This window comes from Dickeya poaceiphila (assembly GCF_007858975.2).
GTDB classification, from domain to species: domain Bacteria; phylum Pseudomonadota; class Gammaproteobacteria; order Enterobacterales; family Enterobacteriaceae; genus Dickeya; species Dickeya poaceiphila.
This window is the reverse complement of record NZ_CP042220.2, coordinates 2,765,804-2,787,191: the sequence shown is the minus strand read 5'-3', so window position 1 is coordinate 2,787,191 and position 21,388 is coordinate 2,765,804. Positions and strand designations below refer to the sequence as shown.

19 protein-coding genes are annotated in these 21,388 nt (G+C 51.1%); all 19 read left to right on the top strand.

The features are described from left to right. Positions 1–19: 19 nt before the first annotated feature. The 19 genes from Dpoa569_RS12330 (at position 20) to Dpoa569_RS12240 (ending at position 21,368) form a co-directional block, all read left to right on the top strand. Positions 20–937: a glycosyltransferase gene (locus Dpoa569_RS12330; protein ID WP_042869628.1), complete on the top strand. Its 918-nt coding sequence runs from the start codon at positions 20–22 to the stop codon at positions 935–937. Positions 938–962: 25 nt separating this feature from the next. Beyond that, entirely contained in the window at positions 963–2,369 is a 1,407-nt protein-coding gene (gene wcaJ, locus Dpoa569_RS12325) for an undecaprenyl-phosphate glucose phosphotransferase (RefSeq protein ID WP_146411408.1), read from the top strand. Between the two features lie 25 nt (positions 2,370–2,394). Next, a complete protein-coding gene (rffG, locus tag Dpoa569_RS12320; RefSeq protein WP_146411405.1) occupies positions 2,395–3,459 on the top strand; it encodes a dTDP-glucose 4,6-dehydratase in 1,065 nt (354 codons plus the stop codon). Between the two features lie 25 nt (positions 3,460–3,484). Further along, positions 3,485–4,369 (top strand): glucose-1-phosphate thymidylyltransferase RfbA, encoded by an 885-nt coding sequence (gene rfbA / locus Dpoa569_RS12315; RefSeq protein ID WP_042869635.1) that lies wholly within the window; start codon positions 3,485–3,487, stop codon positions 4,367–4,369. Next, positions 4,356–4,892 carry a dTDP-4-dehydrorhamnose 3,5-epimerase gene (gene rfbC, locus Dpoa569_RS12310; RefSeq protein WP_042869637.1) on the top strand — a complete coding sequence of 179 codons (537 nt, stop codon included), beginning with the start codon at positions 4,356–4,358 and terminating at the stop codon, positions 4,890–4,892. Before rfbA ends, rfbC begins: the two co-directional genes overlap by 14 nt. Beyond that, positions 4,889–5,746 carry a dTDP-4-dehydrorhamnose reductase gene (gene rfbD, locus Dpoa569_RS12305; RefSeq protein WP_042869640.1) on the top strand — a complete coding sequence of 286 codons (858 nt, stop codon included), beginning with the start codon at positions 4,889–4,891 and terminating at the stop codon, positions 5,744–5,746. The genes rfbC and rfbD overlap by 4 nt, the downstream gene beginning before the upstream one ends. Positions 5,747–5,833: 87 nt before the next feature. Beyond that, entirely contained in the window at positions 5,834–6,754 is a 921-nt protein-coding gene (locus Dpoa569_RS12300) for a glycosyltransferase family 2 protein (protein ID WP_042869642.1), read from the top strand. Next, positions 6,751–8,001 carry an oligosaccharide flippase family protein gene (locus tag Dpoa569_RS12295; protein WP_042869644.1) on the top strand — a complete coding sequence of 417 codons (1,251 nt, stop codon included), beginning with the start codon at positions 6,751–6,753 and terminating at the stop codon, positions 7,999–8,001. The genes Dpoa569_RS12300 and Dpoa569_RS12295 overlap by 4 nt, the downstream gene beginning before the upstream one ends. Positions 8,002–8,116: 115 nt before the next feature. After that, entirely contained in the window at positions 8,117–8,953 is an 837-nt protein-coding gene (locus Dpoa569_RS12290) for a glycosyltransferase family 2 protein (RefSeq protein WP_042869646.1), read from the top strand. Positions 8,954–9,154: 201 nt separating this feature from the next. Beyond that, positions 9,155–10,582, top strand: a complete 1,428-nt coding sequence (locus tag Dpoa569_RS12285) for a mannose-1-phosphate guanylyltransferase/mannose-6-phosphate isomerase (protein ID WP_042869647.1) — start codon at positions 9,155–9,157, stop codon at positions 10,580–10,582. A gap of 14 nt (positions 10,583–10,596) precedes the next feature. Further along, positions 10,597–11,970, top strand: coding sequence for a phosphomannomutase CpsG (gene cpsG, locus Dpoa569_RS12280; protein ID WP_042869648.1), 1,374 nt, complete (start codon positions 10,597–10,599; stop codon positions 11,968–11,970). A gap of 104 nt (positions 11,971–12,074) precedes the next feature. Then, positions 12,075–13,082, top strand: coding sequence for an NAD-dependent epimerase (locus tag Dpoa569_RS12275; RefSeq protein ID WP_042869650.1), 1,008 nt, complete (start codon positions 12,075–12,077; stop codon positions 13,080–13,082). Positions 13,083–13,192: 110 nt separating this feature from the next. Further along, positions 13,193–14,359: a nucleotide sugar dehydrogenase gene (locus tag Dpoa569_RS12270; RefSeq protein ID WP_042869652.1), complete on the top strand. Its 1,167-nt coding sequence runs from the start codon at positions 13,193–13,195 to the stop codon at positions 14,357–14,359. A gap of 85 nt (positions 14,360–14,444) precedes the next feature. Continuing rightward, complete coding sequence (locus tag Dpoa569_RS12265) at positions 14,445–15,344, top strand: sugar phosphate nucleotidyltransferase (protein ID WP_042873847.1); 900 nt, start codon at positions 14,445–14,447, stop codon at positions 15,342–15,344. 283 nt (positions 15,345–15,627) lie between these two features. Next, the gene (gndA, locus tag Dpoa569_RS12260) at positions 15,628–17,034 is read left to right on the top strand and encodes an NADP-dependent phosphogluconate dehydrogenase (RefSeq protein ID WP_042869655.1); all 1,407 of its coding nucleotides are present in this window, start codon (positions 15,628–15,630) and stop codon (positions 17,032–17,034) included. 377 nt (positions 17,035–17,411) lie between these two features. Then, positions 17,412–17,687 (top strand): hypothetical protein, encoded by a 276-nt coding sequence (locus Dpoa569_RS12255; protein WP_071604290.1) that lies wholly within the window; start codon positions 17,412–17,414, stop codon positions 17,685–17,687. Positions 17,688–17,760: 73 nt separating this feature from the next. Next, on the top strand, positions 17,761–18,438 hold the full coding sequence (locus tag Dpoa569_RS12250; protein WP_042869657.1) for a YjbF family lipoprotein: 678 nt from the start codon (positions 17,761–17,763) through the stop codon (positions 18,436–18,438). A gap of 9 nt (positions 18,439–18,447) precedes the next feature. Continuing rightward, positions 18,448–19,227 (top strand): capsule biosynthesis GfcC D2 domain-containing protein, encoded by a 780-nt coding sequence (locus Dpoa569_RS12245; RefSeq protein WP_042869658.1) that lies wholly within the window; start codon positions 18,448–18,450, stop codon positions 19,225–19,227. Further along, positions 19,227–21,368 (top strand): YjbH domain-containing protein, encoded by a 2,142-nt coding sequence (locus Dpoa569_RS12240; protein ID WP_042869660.1) that lies wholly within the window; start codon positions 19,227–19,229, stop codon positions 21,366–21,368. The genes Dpoa569_RS12245 and Dpoa569_RS12240 overlap by 1 nt, the downstream gene beginning before the upstream one ends. The last annotated feature ends 20 nt before the right edge of the window (positions 21,369–21,388 follow it).

Sequence of the window (21,388 nt, the reverse complement as noted above, 5' to 3'; positions counted from 1 at the left end):
GGTGTGCAAGAGAATCGATATGAAAGTCAATTTTGTGATTCCGGTTTATAACGGCGGAGATATCTGGGAAAAGAGTGCGGCAGCGCTTCATGCCTGTTTGACGGCTGAAAAACTCTCATCCCAGCAGGTACTGGTGATTGATTCGTCCTCGCGGGATAACTCGCGTGACGTGGCTGCCCGATACGGTTTTCGTTGTCACACGATTACCCCTGCCGAATTTAATCACGGCAGTACGCGCAATCTTGGTGTGGAAATGAGTCGTGGCGATGTGGTGATATTCCTGACCCAGGATGCCATTCCTCAGCACCATTTCATTCGTGAGATGTTATCGACATTTGATGACGGTAGGGTAGCCGTTGCCTATGGTCGGCAGTTGCCGCATGACGATGCCAATCCGCTGGCCCGTCATGCGCGCCGCTTCAACTACAGCACCCGCAGTCATGTTATGGGGCTGATGGATAAGTCGCACTATGGCATCAAGACGGTGTTTAACTCGAACTCGTTTTCGGCCTACAGGAAGACGGTATTCCATCAACTGGGCGGCTTCCCATCCAACACCATTCTCAGTGAGGATATGTATCTGGCGGCTCAGGCGGTATTGGCCGGATACCGGGTGGCCTATGTGGCGCAGGCGGCGGTTAAACACTCACATAATTACACGCCGATGGAAGAGTTTAAGCGTTATTTTGATATCGGTGTATTTCATCACGATGAACAATGGATTAGGGAGGAATTTGGCAGCGCAGGCGGCGAAGGAATGCGATTTATTTTTTCAGAGCTGCGTTACTTGATGAAGGAGAATCACTATCTGTGGATACCTCGTGCTTGTGTGCACAATACCCTGAAAATTGCAGGATATAAGCTGGGGCAGAATTATCGAAAAATACCTCATGGTTTAATCAGGAAACTGAGTATGCATAAAAGATTCTGGCAATAACTTCTACTCGTACAGGTGAACGACTATGGTCAGGAAAAAAGAAAATGTAGTTTATGCAATTCCCTCTCTGGTTTCAGTATTACAGCGTTTTTCTGATATGGCTGTAATATTTATTGGCGTGGTGTTAGCGTGTCTGGTGACAAGAAAAGAGATATCAATGTCGTCTTATTTGATTGCCTTGGTTAGCTTTTCTGTTTTTCAATTGCTGGCGGGGTTTACCCATTTTTATCGTTCATGGCGTGGTGTGGGGATTTATACTGAAATTCGCACGCTGATTATTAATTGGGGGCTCAGTATCACATTCGGTGCCGGTATTCTGTCTTTAGTACCGAATCAATATATTGGTTACCATTTTCACGCGGTCTGGTTTTTATTGACCGTAGTGGGGTTTGTGATATCACGCACCCTGATTCGGGGTATTACACATTATCTGCGCAAGCTGGGTTACAACACGGTCAACGTGGCGTTTATCGGTACGCAACCTGCCGGGCCTTATCTGGCGCAGAGCATTAACCGGGCACCTTGGCTGGGGCTGAATATCATTGGGTATTTTTCCGAAAACAGCCAGTTTCAATACAGCTATGAGCGTAATGGCGTGCGCTGTCTGGGGAATGTAGAAGAGCTGATTCAACGGGCGCATAAAGGGGAGATGGACAAGATTTATATCGCGTTCTCGTTGCAGGAAGCTGAGTTGGTCAACTACCTGATGTCGGAATTGGCGGATACCACCTGCACTGTGATGCTGGTGCCCGATATTCTGGCATTCAATGTGTTGCAATCGCGTAGCGACATCATCAACGGCATTCCGGTGGTGTCATTGTATGACTCGCCGATGAGCGGTGTGAACTGCCTGCTAAAGCGGCTGGAAGATATCGTCACTGCGTCGATGATTGTTGTGCTTATTTCCCCGCTGCTATTGGGTATTGCGCTGATGGTCAAACTGACCTCGCCTGGGCCGGTGATTTTCCGGCAGACGCGTTACGGCATAGATGGCAAAGCGATAGAAGTGTGGAAATTTCGCAGTATGACGGTGATGGAAAACGGTGACACCGTCATTCAGGCCCGTAAGGGCGATAAGCGTATCACGCCGGTGGGGGCATTTTTACGCCGTACTTCGCTGGACGAGTTGCCACAGTTCTTCAACGTCATCCGTGGCGAAATGTCGATTGTCGGGCCACGTCCACATGCGGTGGCGCACAACGAACAGTATCGCAAGCTGATCAAGGGTTACATGTTGCGGCACAAAATGAAGCCAGGCATTACCGGCTGGGCGCAAATCAACGGCTGGCGTGGTGAAACCGACACACTGGAGAAGATGGAAAAGCGTGTGGAGTGTGATCTTTTCTATATCGAAAACTGGAGTGTCTGGCTGGATATCAAAATCATCTTTCTGACAATTTTCAAAGGATTTGTAGGCAAGTCTGCGTATTAACTCATTTCTGGAAAGGTCATTATTCATGAATATTCTTGTAACGGGTGGGGCTGGATTCATTGGTTCAGCTGTGGTGCGCCATATCATTCAGCATACCCAGGATCGGGTAATGGTGGCGGACAGTCTGACCTATGCCGGTAATCTGGCGTCGCTGAGAGACATAGCCTCTGATCCCCGTTTTTTGTTTGAGAAAGTCAACATTTGTGACCGGGATGCGCTGGATCGGGTGTTTAGGGTTTTTCAGCCGGATGCGGTCATGCATCTGGCGGCGGAAAGCCATGTTGATCGTTCTATCGATGGTCCCTCCGCTTTTATTGAAACCAATATTACTGGGACATACACCCTGCTGGAGGCGGCGCGGCAGTACTGGTCAACATTGCCGGAGACGTGTAGGACGGCGTTCCGCTTCCATCATATCTCGACGGATGAAGTGTATGGCGACCTGCACGGTACGGACGATTTATTTACGGAAACCACGCCGTACGCACCCAGCAGCCCATACTCCGCCTCCAAAGCCGCCAGTGATCATCTGGTGCGCGCCTGGCTTCGGACTTACGGTCTGCCGACGCTGGTGACCAACTGTTCCAACAACTATGGCCCGTATCACTTCCCGGAAAAACTGATCCCGCTGATGATCCTCAATGCGCTGGAAGGCAAACCGTTGCCGGTTTACGGCAAGGGCAACCAGATCCGCGATTGGCTATACGTCGAAGATCATGCACGGGCGCTCTATACCGTTGTGACCACCGGTGAGGTAGGCGAAACCTACAACATCGGCGGGCACAACGAGCGGAAAAATATCGAGGTGGTGCAAACTATTTGCTCGTTGCTCGATGAACTGCGGCCTGAGAAACCGGCGGGCATCCGCCACTACGCTGAGCTTATCAACCATGTGACTGATAGGCCGGGTCACGACCTGCGATACGCGATTGATGCGTCGAAAATCTACCGCGAACTGGGCTGGAAACCACAGGAAACTTTCGAATCCGGAATTCGCAAAACGGTGATCTGGTATCTGGCGAACGAGGCGTGGTGGCGCAGCGTTAAAGATGGTTCCTATACCGGTGAACGCTTAGGTTTGCCCCTTTAATCGTCTTCTAGTTAAGGAAAGTTCAATGAAAGGCATTGTACTGGCTGGTGGTTCCGGAACGCGGCTCTATCCGATTACCCGCGGGGTATCGAAGCAACTGTTGTCCGTTTACGATAAACCAATGATTTATTATCCGATTTCGGTACTGATGCTGGCCGGTATTCGGGACATTCTGATTATCTCCACACCAGCGGATTTATCCGCTTATCGTCGGTTACTGGGCAACGGTAGTCGGTTCGGTATCAATCTCTGTTATGCCGAACAACCGTCGCCGGATGGTTTGGCGCAAGCGTTTCTGATTGGCGAAACCTTTATCAGCGGTGACCCCTGCGCGCTGGTGCTGGGCGACAACATCTTCTTTGGGCAGAGCTTTGGCAAGAAACTGGAGAAGGTTGCCGCTCGCACCGAAGGTGCCACCGTGTTCGGTTATCAGGTCATGGACCCTGAACGTTTCGGCGTAGTGGAGTTTGACGAAAATAATCAGGCTGTTTCGCTGGAGGAAAAACCCAGCAAACCGAAGTCCAACTGGGCGGTAACCGGACTCTATTTTTATGACCGTCATGTGGTGGAAATGGCGAAACAGGTTAAACCCTCATCGCGCGGTGAACTTGAAATCACCGCGATCAACGACATGTATCTTCAGCAGGGCAATCTGAACGTGGAAGTACTGGGACGCGGCTTTGCCTGGCTGGATACCGGTACCCATGACAGCCTGCTGGAAGCGTCTCAATTCATCAGCACTATTGAGAAGCGGCAGGGATTCAAGGTGGCCTGCCTGGAGGAAATCGCCTTTCGCAACGGTTGGTTGACCCATGAACAGGTGGCGGATGAAGCGCGTTATCTCGCCAAGACTCATTACGGCCAGTATCTGGCTCAGTTACTGACAGGGATAGAACATGCAAGTTCGTGATACTGCTATTCAGGGCGTAAAAGTTATTGAGCCAAAAGTCTTTGGTGATACCAGAGGCTTTTTTATGGAAACGTTTGAGAAAAATCGCTATCAGGAGATGCTGGATATCGATCTCGACTTTGTGCAGGACAACCATTCCCGCTCGGCCAGAGGCGTACTGCGTGGCTTACATTTTCAGACAGTCAATCCGCAGGGCAAGCTGGTGCGTGTGGTGCGCGGTGAGGTGTTCGATGTCGTGGTAGACATTCGCACTGACTCCCCAACCTACGGCCGCTGGGAAGGCGTCATCCTGTCGGAGGAAAATAAGAAACAGTTTTGGGTTCCGCCCGGTCTGGCGCATGGTTTTGTGGTGCTCTCCGAATTGGCGGATTTTGAATACAAGTGCACTGATTATTACAACCCGGCCCACGAAGGTTGTCTGCTATGGAATGACCCGGATGTCGGCATCGATTGGCCGATTACATCCCCTCTATTGTCGGAGAAAGATAATAAAGGTAAAAAATTTAAGGAGTTATGGGTATGAAAATCTTGTTAACCGGCGCTAATGGTCAATTGGGGCGCTGCTTTCAGGATCGGTTACCGCAAGGATGGTCAGTACTGGCAACGGACAGCGACTCGCTGGATATCACCGACGAGGCGCAGGTGCAGGCGACAGTGGCATCGTGGCAGCCGGATGCGATTGTTAACGCGGCGGCCTATACCGCTGTCGACAAAGCGGAATCAGAACCGGAGTTGGCGGCACGCATCAATGTTGCGGGTCCGGAGTATCTGGCCAGAGCGGCGCGCCAGCGGGGCGCTCGTTTTATCCATGTTTCTACCGACTATGTGTTCGATGGTACGGCGACCCAGCCATATATCGAAACGGACATTACTCACCCGCTGGGCGTGTATGGTCAGACCAAGCTGGATGGCGAGCGCGCCGTGCTGAAGGTAAATCCGGCGGCGCAGATTGTGCGTACCGCCTGGGTGTTTAGCGAATATGGCAACAACTTTGTCAAAACCATGCTGCGACTAGGCCGGGAGCGGGATAGTTTCGGTGTGGTAGCCGATCAGCATGGTTGTCCTACTTATGCCGGCGATATTGCGGGTGCCATCATTTGCCTGTTGCAGCAGCAGGGTGACGGTGGTTTGTATCATTTTTGTGGTGATGAAGAAGTGTCATGGCATGATTTTGCCAGTGCTATCTTCGCCATTGCCGATAAGCAAAAGGTGTTGACTACAACACCGGTGGTAAAGGCGATTACCACAGAGCAATACCCAACGCCAGCCGCGCGGCCAGCTTATTCCTCGCTGAATTGTGCCAAGATCTCCCGGTTTGGTGTACAGCCCTCCGCCTGGCGGGAGGCGTTGGGCATTATCATTCCCAAATTGGTCTGATGACTATCAAGGTGCAGTAAATTCCGGCTACGGATTGCTGCACATCATTCTTGCATTTTCTTAATCTTCAATCTTCGGTTAGCAGAGATGACAGGTCACGATCGGATCAGTATCGCGTTGGCTACCTATAATGGTGGGCGTTACATTAAACAGCAGTTGGATTCCATTCAGCATCAGACGCATCAGGACGTTATCGTTAATGTGTGTGACGATGGCTCCCGTGATAACACACTGGATGTGGTCCGGAGTCATGAGCTTTATCAGCAGGGTAAAATTCGCCTTTATACCGGTGAGGGTGGATTGGGGGCGATGAAAAATTTCCGTCGCGCTATTGCCTGTTGTGAAGACAACTATATTGCGCTGTGTGATCAGGATGATTATTGGGTACCGGAAAAGTTGGAACGGCTGCTGCGCAAGGTCAAATCGCATGAACGAGGAGGGACCATGCCGGTGCTGGCGTTTTCCGATCTGGAGATCGTGAATGCAGCGCTGGAACCGTTGTTTCCCTCTTTCTATCGCGCTTCTATCAAATCTTCTGCGGCCAGCCAGCCGGAAGATTTTGTGGTCAGCAATCATATCCCAGGCTGCGCCATGTTGTTCAATCGTGCATTGAAGCAGTTGGTAGAGCCGATGCCGGACGATATCCGTATGCATGATTGGTGGATTGCGATGATCGCCGCTCATAGCGGCAAGATTGCTTACATTGATAAGCCGCTGATTAAGTACCGTCAGCACGGTAATAACACCGTCGGCGCCCCCGGTATTCTGCGAAAACGTCTGCTGCTGGATAGCCTGCTGTGCCTCAGAGGTTATGCTACGGGGCAGAAACACAGTCGCATGATGTTGGCCGCCCTGAAGCATTTTTGTCAGCAGCATCAGTCTGGTCATGCCGATTTTCTACGTGTAATTCGTGGAGAGGCTGGAGTGCTAAGCAAACTGTCGTTGATGCGACGCGCCCGTAATGGTGAGCGGAGACTGCTGAGCTGTGCAATCTGGTGGATGGTATGAGTGATAAAAAGGCAATAAAGCGCGAAGTTATCTATCTCTATATTATCCAGATTTCCAATATGCTGCTGCCGCTGGCGACCTTTCCTTATCTTGCCAGAGTACTGGGTGCCGAGTATTTCGGTAAACTCAGTTATGCCCAGTCCATCAGCTTTATCGCGCTCTTTATTGTCGATTTTGGTTTTAACTTCTCCGCAGCCAGAAAAGTCAGCGCACATGCTGGTGACATGAGCATTATCAATGCGTTGTACTCCAATGTGCAATCCGCCAAGGCGTTGTTGTTTGTGGTGGTGATGGGAGTAGGGATGGTGGTGGATTCAGTAACGGCCCAGTCGAAGATAGATGGTGTTTTGTTCTTCATGGGCCTGGTGTCGTCGTTGAGTTCGCTGTTATCCGCAGCCTGGTTATTTCAGGGGCTGGGGAAAAACTCCTATTTGGCTATTCTGAATTTAGTTTTCCGCGTATTGGCGCTGGGCCTGATTTTTCCGCTGGTGGATTCGTCAGCGGATATTTATCTGGCGGCGGTTATTCAGCTTTCCCCGCCGGTGTTGGTCGGGGTGGTGATTCAATACCAGCTAAGGCGTCGGGAGTCGGTAAGATGGCTGCCTGGCTGCGTGAGTCGGCAAACGGTGGCAGGTGAAATCAAGGATAGTTTTCACAACTTTTCCGCATCACTGCTCACGCTGGGGTTTACTTATCTGAATCCCGTGGTAATCAAGTTTCTGTTTGGTGATGCCGCGCTTGGTTATTACGCCGTGGCAGACCGGTTGGCATCCGTACTGCGCCAGCTGTATAACCCGATTGTGCAGGGTAATTTCAGCCATATTTGTAGTTTGTACAGCCGACAGGCGTACACGGTGATTAAGACTCAGTTGATGAAAGTGCTGGTGATGTTTTTGTTGCTGACCAGCGGCGCTTTTCTTGGCAATCTACTGGTGGGAACGCCGTTGATCCACTGGGTTTTCGGTAAAGAGTACAATATTAGTCATCTGTTGACGATAATGATCGGCACTCAGTTTGTAATCTCGTTATCGATCATTTTGGTCAACTTGATTATTATTCCTGCCGGGTTAAGTGCCTATCTAAAACGGGTCTATTTCGTCGGCCTGTTATGTCATTTTTCTTATCTGTTTTTCTTTGCCAAATGGTGGGGGGTGTATGGCGTTGCGGTTGCTGTGGGGGCAACTGAATTTATTATCACGCTTATATTCTTTTTTATGGTGATGAAAAAGAATATTCTTGGTAACTAGATATCAGGCGTCCCCCCAATAAAATAACTGCCGCGACAGCATTTAATGATAAATGGACATGCCGTGCATCTGAATGGAATCGTCATTGCAATCCTGTTTTCCAGGAGAGAGAGTCATGATTAAAAATGCAATTCTGGTGGTGTTGTACAATAAAGGACTGGAGTCATCCACAACATTACAAACTTTGATTCAGCATCCATTTAAAAATATCAAGCTGACCATCCATAATAATGGTCCGTTTCGTGTATCTGAAGAAGATAAGTTTTTTATTTATTTGAAAACGATTTATGAGCAGGTGGAGTTGATAAATTGTCTGGAAAATAAGCCATTGAGCCAGGTATATAATCAGTTTGTTGCTAATAATCTGCAGGTGGAACGATGGGTTATTCTTGATGATGATACAACTATTAACGAGGTTTTCTGGTTTCAGGTCGAGCATAGTCAGGCGGATATTGAATGTCCACGGATTATTTCCAGCATTAATTATAAAACCTATTATCCGGTGTCTGAGGGGGAAATTGTACTGAATTATCAGGATCTGGACCCGGCAACGGCTTTCTCTATCGGTTCGGGGCTGATTATCCATCGCCGATTATGGGATGTTTTTAAGCGGCATGGTCTGTCGCTGTTTGATGAAAACTATGCGTTGTACGGCGTTGATGTCAGCGTGTTCCGGCGCATACATCGTTTGAGCGCGTGTGGTGAGAAAATTGTACTGAGAAGTAGTTGTTATCTGGAGCATGAGCTTTCTCGTTCGAAAAAAAAGGAAAGCGAATTCAGAATAGAGGAAAACTTGATCGACCTGGCTATTTCTGCACGTCGTTACCCTCAGTTTCATTTGTATTATCACCTGGGCTGGCGGTTGTTGAAGCAGTTTGTTCAGCTGCGCTTCAAAATTGTAATGATTGCCATGCTGGCTTTTTTTCGTGGCAAACACCCTCGCTGTAGTTAATTTTTTCTACTCGTTATTATTAATAAATATGTCGATGCATTAGGTTGACTTATTTCTGATAACGCCTGAGGTCTAATATAAAGGGGTGAGTTTATTTCCGTTTAGTCAGCGGAATGACACCAATATACCCAAAATAATCCGAGCTGCAGGGGAACTATTATACCTGCGGCTCGACGTATGACGCATATTTAAAGGTGCGATATGTCTAACGTTATTCCTGTCATTATGGCTGGCGGTAGCGGCAGCCGACTATGGCCATTGTCTCGTGAATTATTCCCCAAACAGTTTTTGCCGTTGGGCGATGAGAGTCACTATAGCCTATTGCAAAATACGCTGGCGCGATTAACGGGGGCGCCGTTTTTGACGCAGCAGCGACCGTTGGTCATTTGCAACGAGGAGCACCGCTTTCTGGTTGCTGAACAACTGCGTGAACAACAACAACTGGAAGGCAACATTATTCTGGAGCCTGTGGGTCGCAATACTGCGCCGGCGATTGCGCTGGCGGCTCACCTGAGCATCAAGACTGACCCCGACAGTGTGTTGCTGGTGCTGGCAGCGGACCATCTGATCCAAAAAACCGAGAATTTTCATCAGGCGATCCGGCAGGCGTTGCCTTATGCCCATAAAGGCAAACTGGTGACATTTGGCATTATACCGAGCGCCCCTGAAACCGGTTATGGGTATATCAAAACCGGTGCAGCGTTGTCTGATGGCGGTTTTGCGGTAGACGAATTTGTGGAAAAACCGGATCTGGCAACAGCGGAACGTTACCTCAAATCTGGCGAATATTGCTGGAACAGCGGCATGTTCCTGTTCCGTGCCGCAAAATATCTGGATGAGCTGAAAAAAAATCAACCGGATATTTACGAATTTACTCGTGTAGCCATGGCGCGTAGCCAGCGTGATATGGACTTTATCCGCGTGGAGTCGCGTGCGTTTACCGATTGTTCTGCTAACTCCATCGACTACGCCGTGATGGAAAAGACCCATGATGCAGTGGTGATTGCCTTTGATGCAGGCTGGAGTGATGTGGGGTCGTGGTCGTCACTGTGGGAGGTATCGAAGAAGGATGCGCAGGGTAACGTCAATGTCGGTGATGTGATTGCGCTGGATAGCCATAACAACTACGTTTGCGCCTCTTCGTCGCTGGTGGCGACCATCGGTATCGACGATGCTATCATCGTGAATACTGGGGATGCGCTGCTGGTAGCAGCCAAAGAACGGGCGCAGGACGTTAAAAAGGTCGTGGAGTGTCTGAAAGCGCAAAACCGGCATCAGGTTCGTGATCACGCCGAGTCGTTCCGCCCCTGGGGTAAGATCAGCAATATTGACGCGGGTGATCACTATCAGGTGAAAAAACTCACCGTGCGTCCGGGTCAGGGCTTGTCGCTGCAGCAACATTTTCATCGAGCGGAACATTGGATAGTCCTGTCGGGTACGGCCAGGGTTAATGTCGATGACAACACCTATTTTTTGGCAGAAAACCAGTCCACGTTTATTCAGCCAGGCGCGGTACATACGCTGGAAAACCCTGGCCTGATCGACCTTGTGATCATTGAGGTGCGTTCAGGCCGTTACCTGGAAGAGGACGACGTCGTCCGTTTGCATGACCGCTATGGTCGGGTATGAAGGGGGAAAAGCCGATGTCCGAATTAACCTGTTTTAAAGCTTATGATATTCGCGGTGAACTGGGATCTGAACTGAATGAAAATATCGCCTACCGCATCGGTCGAGCCTATGCCGAGGTGATTCAACCCCGGCGTGTGGTGGTGGGCGGCGATGTGAGGCTGACCAGCGAAGCGCTAAAACGTGCGCTGGCGGATGGCCTGCGCGATGCCGGAGTGGATGTGTATGACATAGGTTTGTCCGGTACCGAGGAAATCTACTTTGCCACGTTCCATTTTGAGATGGACGGTGGGATAGAAGTGACCGCCAGCCATAATCCGATTAATTACAATGGAATGAAGCTGGTGCGTGCCGGTGCTAAACCTATCAGCGGTGATAGCGGACTGAAGGATATCCAGCGTCTGGCGCAAGAAAATCGCTTTGCAGCTATAGACCTGCCGCGTCGTGGGGGGTATGAGCCTCTGGAGATATTGAAGCCGTATGTCGAGCATCTGATGGCGTACATTGATCCGCGCAATTTGACGCCGATGAAGATAGTTATTAATAGCGGGAATGGGGCGGCTGGTCACGTGGTGGACGCCCTTGAGGCCGAGTTGCACCGCCATGGCGCGCCGATAACCTTTATCAAGGTTCATCATCAGCCGGATGGCTCGTTTCCCAACGGTATACCTAACCCACTACTGCCGGAGTGTCGGGAGGATACCGCTCGTGCGGTGGTTGAACATCAGGCAGACTTCGGTGTGGCGTTTGATGGTGATTTTGACCGCTGCTTCCTGTTCGATCATCAGGGGCGTTTTATCGAGGGTTACTATATTGTCGGCTTGCTGGCGGAATCGTTCCTGAACAAGGCACCGGGTTCCACCATCATCCACGACCCGCGCCTGACCTGGAATACGGTGGATATCGTCATCGGTAAAGGCGGTAATCCGGTGATGTCTAAAACCGGCCATGCCTTTATCAAAGAACGGATGCGCAAGGAAGATGCCATTTATGGTGGTGAAATGAGCGCGCATCATTACTTCCGCTCGTTCGCCTACTGCGATTCCGGCATGATTCCATGGCTGCTGGTGGCGGAGTTGATCGGCGTGCGTGGGCAATCGCTGTCGCAACTCGTCAGTGAGCGCATGATGGCGTATCCCGCCTCTGGAGAGATCAACTCCTTGTTGACTGACCCGGTTGCAGCGATTGCCCGCGTGCGTGCGGCGTTGGAGCCGCAGGCGTTGGCGATAGATGAAACTGACGGCATCAGTCTGACGTTCGTTGATTGGCGTTTCAATTTGCGTCGTTCTAATACGGAACCGGTGGTGCGGCTCAATGTCGAGTCGCGCCAGAATGTCCGATTAATGGAGGAAAAAACCCGAACAATTTTAGCGCTGTTGCGCCAGTGTTGAGGTGATTTTGGGCACCCTCTGGCTTTTTCGGTGGTTAGCGGGTGCTGAATCAAGGTAGTGAATGGTATTATCTCCGCCATTCAAGTCACGTTAAGAGTTCCTGAATGAAATTTCTTGTTACTGGCGCTGCCGGCTTTATCGGCTTATATACCTGTCAGTCACTCTGCGCTGCCGGCCATACGGTGGTGGGGATAGACAACCTCAACAGCTATTATGATGTATCGCTCAAAGAAGCGCGGCTGGCGAAATTGCGTACGCTGCCGGGGTTCCGTTTTGAGCAGATAGATATTGTGGATAGCCAGGCGATGGCGGCGCTGTTCGCGGCAGAAAAATTCGAGCGTGTTATCCATCTCGCTGCACAGGCTGGGGTGCGGTATTCGCTGGAAAACCCGATGGTGTACGCGCAAAGCAATCTCATCGGCCACCTGAATGTGCTGGAAGGGTGTCGCCATCATGATGTTGGTCACCTGATTTATGCTTCTTCCAGTTCGGTGTATGGGTTGAACAGCAAAACGCCGTTTGCCACTACGGATTCGACCGATCATCCCATTTCGTTGTATGCCGCGACCAAGAAATCCAACGAATTGATGGCGCATTCCTATTCGCATCTGTATGGCTTGCCTGTGACCGGGCTGCGCTTTTTCACGGTGTATGGGCCATGGGGGCGTCCGGATATGGCGCTGTTCAAGTTCACCCGCAACATTCTGGCTGGCGAACCTATCGATATCTACAATCGGGGCGATATGTGGCGTGATTTCACCTATGTCACCGATATCGTAGAAGGCGTATTGCGTGTGGTGGATAAAATTCCCGAACGCAACGCTGAATGGGCGGTGGAAAATGGTTCTTCAGCCACCAGTTCTGCACCATACCGACTCTACAATATTGGTCACGGCAGCCCGGTACGGCTGATGGATTTCGTGACTGCACTGGAGTCGGCGCTGGGGAGAGAGGCGGTGAAAAATTTCATGCCGATGCAGGCTGGCGACGTTTATCAGACCTATGCCGATACCAGCGACCTGTTCGCTGTGACAGGCTATCGACCACAGGTTGGGGTGGAAGACGGGGTACGGGCCTTCGTGGACTGGTACCAGGATTTCTATCAAGCCTGAACGAATTAAAGAGAAATTGGACGGCATGATGCGGCGGACGTTTCTGCGGCTTTGCTATTGTTCTGTGACGGGTACAGCATGTTACCCGGTAGAATGAATGTGGACAGATAATGAAAATTGCAATTGCGGGTACCGGTTATGTTGGCTTGTCCAACGCTATGCTGCTGGCGCAGCATAATGAGGTCGTCGCGGTGGATATCGTCGCCGAAAAAGTAGAAATGCTTAACAAAGGCATTTCTCCTATTGTGGATAAGGAAATCGAAGCTTATCTGCGCAACCCGGCGCTGAATTTTCGTGCTACGCTGGACGCTAATTCCGCCTATCAGGATGCGGAGTTCGTCATTATCGCTACACCAACGGATTACGATCCGAAGACCAATTACTTCAACACCCGCTCGGTGGAAGCCGTGATAAGCAAGGTGCTGGAGGTGAACCAGAATGCGGTCATGATCATCAAATCCACCATCCCGGTGGGATACACCGCGCAGGTCCGCGAACAGTTCGAGACGGAAAACATTATCTTCTCGCCGGAGTTTCTGCGTGAAGGCCGTGCGTTGTATGACAACCTGTATCCTTCCCGTATCGTGGTGGGGGAACGTTCTGAACGTGCCGAGCGTTTTGCCCGCCTGCTGGTGGACGGCGCCATCAAAACCAATATTCCGGTACTGTTTACCGATTCCACCGAAGCCGAAGCGATCAAACTGTTTGCCAATACCTATCTGGCGATGCGTGTGGCCTACTTTAACGAGTTGGATACCTACGCTCAGACGCTGGGGCTGGACAGCAAGCAGATCATCGAAGGCGTCGGGCTGGACCCGCGCATCGGCCAGCACTACAACAACCCGTCGTTCGGTTATGGCGGCTACTGTCTGCCGAAGGATACCAAGCAACTGCTGGCTAACTATGAGTCGGTACCGAACAACCTGATTCGGGCGATTGTTGACGCCAATACCACCCGCAAGGATTTCGTCGCCGATTCCGTGATCAAACGGAATCCGAAGATTGTCGGTATCTACCGGCTGGTGATGAAAACCGGGTCTGATAACTTCCGTGCCTCCGCGATTCAGGGAGTCATGAAGCGTATCAAGGCTAAAGGGATCGATGTGGTGGTGTATGAGCCGGCGTTGCAAGAGTCAGAGTTTTTCCGTTCGCGCGTTATTCACAATCTCGATGAGTTCAAACAGATGTCTGACGTGATTTTGTCGAACCGAATGGCGCCGGAATTGTCTGATGTGATGGAAAAAGTGTATACCCGCGATCTCTTTGGGGCTGATTAGGTGTATTCTGGCATCAGAAAAATTAATGTGGCGTGGTCTTTGCCTCGTCGCGGCAAACAGCAGCATGTTTTTGAGAGAACACGAAATGACAGCATTAAAAGCGATTATCCCCGTTGCCGGCTTAGGGATGAATTTGTTGCCGGCTACTAAAGCGATTCCGAAAGAGATGCTTCCGCTGGTTGACAGGCCGGTAATCGAAAAGATTGTCAACGAATGCGTTAATGCGGGAATTAAAGAGATTGTGCTGGTAACGCACGCCTCTAAGAACGCCATTGAAAACCATTTTGATACCTCTTTCGAGCTGGAATCGATGCTGGAAGAACGTGCCAAGCGCCAGTTGCTGGCAGAAGTCCAGTCTATTTGTCCGCCGGGCGTGACCATTATGAATGTGCGTCAGGGGCAGACACTGGGGCTGGGGCACGCAGTATCCTGCGCTCACCCGATTATCGGCAATTCGCCATTTGTGGTGGTGCTGCCGGATGTGGTGATGGATGACAGTTCCGCCGATCAGTCAAAAGACAATCTGGCGTTGTTGATCTCCCGTTTTGAAGAGACCGGGCACAGCCAGGTGTTGGTAAAACACCGTCCGTACGAGGTACTGCCGGAATACTCCATCGTGGAGTGCGAAACGTCGCTGAATCAGGCGGGCGACGCCTCGGCTATCACCGCGATGATCGAAAAACCGGAACTGGCTCCGGTGGAAGGGTCAGATCTGTCTGCGGTTGGGCGTTATGTTCTGACTGCCGAAGCCTGGCCGATTCTGGAAAAAACGCTGGCGGGCGCGTGGGGACGTATCCAACTGACCGACGCCATTGCCGAACTGATTAAAACCCAGCAGGTTGATGCCGTTCAGATGGCGGGGCGTAGCTTCAACTGTGGCCGTAAAATGGGGTATGTACAGGCGTTTGTTTCCTATGGTTTGCGCAACCCGGAGCTGGGTGATGCCTTCAAAACCAAAATCAAGGCGTTGCTGAGCAAGTATTAATCAACCGTTCAAACCCGATAATGCGTCGGTGTTATCGGGTTTTTTCCGGTCGTTGCTCAGGTAGTTATCCGTATAATCAATAGCATTGTAATTTATTGTGCCGCTTTTTTGATTTTTATTCCGTTTATGTGTCATCCATTCCTTTTGTGGAATTCCTGTCTGATCCCCTGTTGTACCAATAACTACCCACCCAGCCTTAGCTGGGTTACCATGTTAGCCTGCTTTTTGTTGCCTGAGGCGCAATTAGCCGCAGGCAGGTTACCTTCAGACAGGAGTTGTTTTAATGTCCAAACAGCAAATTGGCGTTGTCGGTATGGCGGTAATGGGGCGCAATCTGGCGCTGAACATTGAAAGCCGTGGCTATACCGTATCCGTCTTTAACCGTTCCGCAGACAAAACGGATGAGGTGATTGCAGAGAATCCAGGGAAAAAACTGGTACCGTGTTACACCGTTGAAGAGTTTGTTGAATCTCTGGAAAAACCGCGCCGCATCCTGTTGATGGTTAAAGCAGGTGAAGCGACGGACAAAACCATCGAGTCGCTGAAACCGTATCTGGAAAAAGGCGACATCCTGATCGACGGCGGCAACACGTTTTATAAAGATACTATCCGCCGTAACCGTGAACTGTCTGCAGAAGGGTTTAACTTCATCGGTACCGGTGTTTCCGGTGGTGAAGAAGGGGCGCTTAAAGGCCCGTCTATTATGCCGGGTGGTCAGAAAGAAGCCTATGAACTGGTGGCGCCGATTTTGCAGCAGATTGCCGCCCGTGCCGATGGTGAACCCTGTGTGACTTATATTGGCGCTGACGGTGCCGGTCACTACGTGAAAATGGTGCATAACGGCATTGAGTACGGCGACATGCAACTGATTGCTGAAGCCTACGCGCTGCTGAAACAGGCGCTTGCGCTCTCCAATGATGAGCTGGCGAATACCTTCTCCGAGTGGAACAAAGGTGAGCTGAGTAGCTACCTGATCGAAATCACCGCCGATATCTTCACCAAGAAAGACGAAGAGGGTAAATATCTGGTCGATGTGATTCTGGATGAAGCGGCTAATAAAGGCACCGGTAAATGGACCAGCCAGAGTTCACTGGACTTAGGTGAGCCGTTGTCTCTGATTACCGAGTCGGTGTTTGCTCGTTATCTCTCCTCGCTGAAGAGCCAGCGCGTGGCGGCGTCTACGGTGTTGAGCGGCCCGGTTGCGCAGGCATTCAGCGGTGACAAGGCCGGGTTCGTGGAAAAAGTACGCCGTGCACTGTATCTGGGGAAAATCGTCTCCTATGCGCAGGGTTTTTCCCAGTTGAAAGCGGCATCTGACGAAAACAGCTGGAACCTGAACTACGGCGAAATCGCCAAGATCTTCCGTGCCGGTTGTATCATCCGTGCGCAGTTCTTACAGAAAATCACCGATGCTTACGCCGAAAACGCCGACATCGCTAATCTGTTGCTGGCACCGTATTTCCGCCAGGTAGCCGACGAATACCAGCAAGCGCTGCGTGATGTCGTGTCCTATGCGGTACAACAAGGAATTCCAACGCCGACATTCTCTGCGGCAATCGCCTATTATGACAGTTACCGTTCTGCGGTATTACCCGCGAACTTGATTCAGGCTCAGCGTGATTATTTTGGTGCGCATACTTATAAGCGTATTGATAAAGAAGGTGTATTCCACACCGAATGGTTAGAATAATATTCTCAGAGTATTATTTATTTTATTAAACCGGGTAGAAATATCCGGTTTTTATTTCTCAGTATCTCTTCGTTAATAGTTAAGAACTTTCTGATAATTCATCATCTCATTGTAATTTATTGGAAAATAATAACGCTCTTGCGATTTTTCTTATTTTCTTAATCACTCAAACTTGTTTTTCTTATTCTCTATCTGAATTTTTGTTCGGATCTTACCCATGCGCGGGAATTATTTCATGAAGGATAAGCTGAAATAATTTTTTCACCGGTCATGGGAAAGATCCAACCTGGCTGATTAATTCAGCCAGTCGGGGGACAGGGAATAACTTTCGGTTTTCCCTGCCCGATGTCCTTAACGGGAAATGAAAGGAAATGGTAATGATGAAGAAAATGTTGGCGATCCTGACACTGGCGCTAGCCGTACCGGTAAGCGCCCTGGCAGTTGGGAGTTCCGCTGGGAGTTCCATTTATAGTGGTGGTGTCTCGGCTGGTTCACACGCGTCGAGTTCGGCTAGTGGTAACGGTTCGGGCTATGGCTACGGCTATGGTCATGGGGTGGGTACTGCCATTGTAGGTGGCGTAGTTTCTGCCTCTACCAGTACCTCCACTGGCACTAGCACCAGCACTTCAACCACGACGTCAACTCGCGGTTAATGATGGGCTAATAACCAAGGCCACTTCGGTGGCCTTTTTTCTGCTTCGGGATGTTAAGGCGAGACCCATAACAATGAAAAAAATCATTGGATTAGACTTATTTTGTGTGCTGTTGGTCATTCCTTTAATCCTGCTGGGGCTGACAGGTTGTTCTCAGCAGTTCAGCCAATGGAGTCAGACCTTCCTGTCGGCATTATCAGGACCGAAAGACACCAGCATGACGTCACAACAGGTCGAACAAATTCCTTATGCGTCGGCGTATCTGAAAGTGGGTGAAGCTCCGCGTGTCTTTGTGGTGCTGGCGTTTGTTGATAACCAGCAACTGAAATGGCTGACGGCGGATAAAAATAGAGTCGTCACTCGCTTTGGGCGACTGGTGGAAACACAAGGGTTCGGAGAAGACATTCAGCATGTCGGCAATCTGGATTCCGACCCGCTTAGTCTCGGTTTGCTGAAACCTGATACGCCGAAACAATGGCACACCATTGTCAGCTGGTCGCAAGTATTACGCGGCGGTTATGACGTGCAGTCGGTATTCGAGAACAAAGGCCCGGAAATCCTGACGATACTGAATGAACCGCGCCAAACGGTACGTTTCGACGAACAGGTGACCGTACCCACGCTGAACAAACATTATACCAACCAATACTGGCTTGACCCGGATTCTGGTCAGGTCGTTCAAAGTCATCAGTATATGGGGCCAAACATGGCTTTGGTCCAGTTCACTGTCCTTAGGCCATACATTCAATAAGGTTACTTTATGTCGTTATTCAATCGATTAGTCGCCTTGTTATTGCTGGTGGCTGGAACATCAGGGGCGGCACAACTAACGCTAAATTATGCGGGTGAAACACGGCCTGCCGTGGTGCTGGGTGATGGTACTCGTCTGGATCGGTTTTATGACCAGATAACGTTTCCGGACCAGATTAACTGGCAGAGCGCACTACTTACCAATGAGATGGTGACGAAAAAAGTCACCGAAGAAGGCGAAAAATTGCAGGCCAGACTCTATCAGTTGCAACTGATCTGGCAGGTTAAAGGCAATGGCGACTGGGCTATCGCCGCCTGGTATATGGCGCAGGCATTGAAGCAGGTGAGTATCGCGGGGCGGATTCACGCCAGCCTCGACCCGGATATCGTGCGTATTTCTCAGCGGGATAATCGTCCGTTGGTGGGTAACTATACCCTTTACCTGTCGCCTTACCGGCAGCAGTTCTTTTTGTTCGGGTTAATCAGCACCGGTATCGATATCGGCACGCCGAATGTGTTCAAGGATATTGACCTGCGGCCCGGTTGGTCGGTTGAGCAGTACATCGGCAAACGGCGTTTTCTACCGGGTGGCGATAGCAACACGGGTTACCTGATCTCGGTTGATGGTCACTGGCGCAATGTTCCGCTGGCCATCTGGAACCGCCGGCACCATGAGCCGGCGGCGGGGGAAACGCTATTTATCGGTTTCGATCCTTCTATTCTGCCTGAGGGCTTCACCTCGTTGAATGCGCAGATTGCTGACTATCTTGCCAACCGGATTCCACACTAATGACTAATAACACAACTTTGACATTACGCTGTCTGTCGCTGGCGATAGGCAGCGCATTAGGGGCGCCCGCGTGGGCAACGGGTGCGGACAGTAGCGAAGCGGCGAATCGCAGCAGCTATTATCAGCCTGCCGGGGTATCGCAGATGGACTTTGGCGGCGTTGGGTTATGGCAGATGCCGACGGCACGTATGGCCGATACCGGCGAGTTCAGCGCCAGTTACCGCGATAACCAGGAATATCGTCGCTACGCCATTTCGTTACAGGTGCTCGACTGGCTGGAGGCGACGCTACGATATACCGACATCCGCACCCGGCCTTACAGCAACGTTCCCGGCTTCAGCGGTGATCAGACCTACAAAGACAAAAGTTTTGACGTCAAGGCGCGACTTTGGCAGGAAAGTCGCTGGCTACCGCAAGTCTCGCTGGGGTTGCGTGATATTGCCGGTACGGGCTTGTTCGACAGTGAATATCTGGTGGCCAGCAAGCGCTGGGGACCTGTCGATTTCACGCTGGGTATGGGCTGGGGCAACATGGCACAGAGCGGCAATATTACTAACCCAGCCTGTCGTCTGGCATCAGGATTCTGTACCCGTCCTACCTCTACCGAAACCGGGCAGTTTGCGGTGAAGAACTTTTTTCACGGGCCTGCGGCGCTGTTTGCCGGGCTGGAGTACCAAACGCCGTGGGACCCGTTGCGGCTCAAGCTGGAATATGACAGCAACGATTACAGCCAGGAAGCGGCAGATCAGACGCGCCCTGCATCGCAGCACATCAAGCAGGATTCGCCGATTAACGTTGGGCTGGTGTATCGCGCCACTGACTGGCTGGATACCTCGCTGTCGTGGGAACGTGGCAACACCCTGATGTGGGGGTTCACGCTGAATACCAACTTTAACCGGTTGCGGCCCTTTCATCCTGATGACGAACCACCGGTGTATTTGCCGGCGAAAAATACACCGGGTGGAACCGACTGGCAGCGTGTTTCACAAGAGCTGGATAAAAAGGCCGGCTTTGCCCAACCGGATATTTATGCTGATGATCAGCAGGTCACCGTGGTGGCGGAGCAATATAAATATAATAGCGATGCCGAAGCCAGCCGACGTGCGGCAACGGTACTGGCTAATAATCTGCCGGACAAGGTTACTCAGTACCATATCGTTACCCGCAGCGGCCCGCTGACGACCACCAGCACCAGAGTGGATGCCAGCGCGTTGCGTCAACTGGAGTCCGGCAGTACGCCGTTGGGTGTGGATGAACCGAATCCCTATCACGTCGAACCGTTGCCGGAACCACGTGGCCGGCAGGTGTTGCACACGGCTCCACCGCGCTTTTCTTATGGCATTGACCCCTCGCTTCAGCAGTCGTTTGGCGGCCCGGAATCGTTCTATATGTACCAGTTGTCAGCCAATGCCAGCGCCGATTTCCGCATGACGGAGAACTGGCGGTTGGGGGGTACGGTGAATATCAATTTGCTCAACAACTATGACCGGTTCAACTACAAATCTCCCCCGCTGGATGGTGCGGCGTTGCCACGGGTTCGAACGCATATTCGTGAGTACGTGACCGCTTCTGATGTCTTACTGACCAATCTGCAACTGTCGCGTTATGATCATCCGGCACGCGACTGGTATACCCAGGCTTATGGCGGCTATCTGGAAATGATGTATGCCGGGGTAGGGGGCGAGGTGTTGTATCGGCCTTTTGGCAGCCGTTGGGCGGTGGGTATAGACGTCAACCACGTCAAGCAGCGAGACTGGAACGATCCGCAGCGCCTGAGCGATTACAGTGTTACTACCGGTCACCTGACTACCTACTGGTCACTGCCGTTCGTTGAAGGCGGGTTGGCGAAAATCAGTGTCGGGCGCTATCTGGCCGGCGATAAAGGCGTCACGCTGGATCTGTCGCGCCGTTTCGACAGCGGGATCGTCGCCGGTGCCTTTGCCACTGTCACCAATGTCAGCGCCAAAGACTATGGTGAAGGCAGCTTCACCAAAGGCATCTATTTCACTATTCCGTTTGATTTGCTGTTTAACTCGCCGACTACCCGCCACGGCTCCATCGGTTGGGTACCACTGACTCGTGATGGTGGGCAGATGCTGAATCGGCGCGATGTGTTGTACGACATGGTAGACCGGGAATAGCCGATTGGGGATGTCAGCGC